The sequence below is a fragment of the Streptomyces sp. NPDC047072 genome (assembly GCF_040643855.1).
Taxonomy (GTDB): Bacteria; Actinomycetota; Actinomycetes; order Streptomycetales; family Streptomycetaceae; genus Streptomyces.
The window spans coordinates 1-1109 of sequence record NZ_JBEYVC010000374.1; the positions used below are offsets into that span (position 1 = coordinate 1).

The following is a 1109-nucleotide window of genomic DNA, read 5'->3' on the forward strand; positions in this document are numbered from 1 at the left end:
GCGCCGGCGGCGAGCAGGAAGCGGACCACTCCGTCCTCGTCGGCGCCGGGGACGAAGTTGATGTAGTAGTGCAGGACGGCGGGGATGATGCCGGCGGCTCCGTTGGTGGGCGCGGTCACGACGCGTCCGCCTGCCGCGTTCTCCTCGTTGACGGCCATCGCGTAGAGCGTGATCCACTCCATCGCATGCGCCAACGGGTCACCGGCGGCCCGTAGTTGACGAGCCGTCACCGACGCGCGGCGGCGCACTCGCAGGCCGCCGGGCAGGATGCCCTCCCGTGCCATGCCCCGCGAGACACAGGCGCGCATCACCCGCCAGATCTCCAGGAGTCCGGCCCGGACCTCCTCCTCGGTGCGCCAGGAGAGTTCGTTCTCCAGCATCAGCGAGGAGATCGACAGTCCGGTGTCCTTCGCCAGCCGCAACAACTCGTCACCGGTACGGAAGGGGTACTTCAACACGGTGTCGTCGAGCTTGATCCGGTCGGCGCCGACCGCGTCCTCGTCGACGACGAAGCCGCCGCCCACCGAGTAGTAGGTCTTCGCCAGGAGTTCGGTGCCGGACGCGTCGAACGCCCAGACCGTCATGCCGTTGGCGTGGTAGGGCAGTGCCTTACGGCGGTGCAGCACCAGATCGTCGTCGAAGTCGAAGGCGATCTCGTGGGCGTCGCCGATCTCGGCGTCCAACAGGCGTAGCCGGCCTGCCGACTTGATCCTTTCGACGTCCCGTTCGGCCCCGGCGATGTCGACGGTGTGCGGTTCGCGTCCCTCCAGGCCGAGCAGGACGGCCTTCGGGGTGCCGTGGCCGTGGCCGGTTGCGCCCAGGGAGCCGTACAACTCGACCCGGACCGCCGCGGTTCGGGCGAGCAGTCCGTCTTCCTTGAGCCGGACCACGAAGGTCCGGGCGGCCCGCATCGGACCCACCGTGTGGGAACTCGACGGGCCGATGCCGATCGAGAAGAGATCGAAGACGGAGATGGCCATCGGCGGACCCCGTTACGACGTCAGGCTGGGGTAGAGCGGGTGCTTGTCGGCCAGGACCTTGACCCGGGCCTTCAGGCTCTCCACGTCGTACGACGGCTTGAGCGCCGAGGCGATCACGTCGGCGACCTC

General features: G+C 68.8%; 1 protein-coding gene. It reads right to left on the reverse strand.

Going from position 1 to position 1109, the window contains the following annotated elements:
* A partial coding sequence (locus ABZ896_RS52785) for an L-serine ammonia-lyase (protein ID WP_360946698.1) occupies positions 1 to 980 on the reverse strand: 980 nt, incomplete at its 3' end.
* Positions 981 to 1109 lie beyond the last annotated feature (129 nt).